General features: G+C 67.3%; 1 protein-coding gene. It reads right to left on the bottom strand.

Features of this window, described 5'->3' with window-relative positions; translation table 11 throughout:
* The coding region (locus HWX31_RS34705; protein ID WP_244143928.1) for an ImcF-related family protein at nt 1–391 on the bottom strand (391 nt) is incomplete at both ends.

Genomic DNA, 391 nt, shown 5'->3' on the forward strand with positions numbered 1-391 from the left:
AGCATCGTGATGCGCTCGGTGAAGCGCTGCAGGCTCAGATCACTGGCGACGCTGGCCGCGGCAGCATTGCCGGACGCAACCAGGCGCAGCACCGGCCCGAACGATGCCCCCAACGGCCCGGCCGGATCGGGGCTTGCCGCTTGCGGCGCGTCGTCCTTGCTGGCGAGCATGCTCTGCGCTTTGGTCACCAGCGTGTCGGACAGCGAGGTTCGCACTGCGCCGGCCCCGCCCTGGTATTCGACCGATTTCATCAGTGCGATCACGGGCGACTGCCGGGAATCGGCGATCAGCTTCAACTGCGCGATGGCCGCCGGCAGCGTTCGCGCCGGCTCGCACGCGATGCCGTTCATGAAGGTTTGCCAATGTTCCGCGTAATCCGCGAAGTACCGCG

The organism is Burkholderia ubonensis (genome assembly GCF_902833085.1).
Classification (GTDB): Bacteria; Pseudomonadota; Gammaproteobacteria; order Burkholderiales; family Burkholderiaceae; genus Burkholderia; species Burkholderia ubonensis.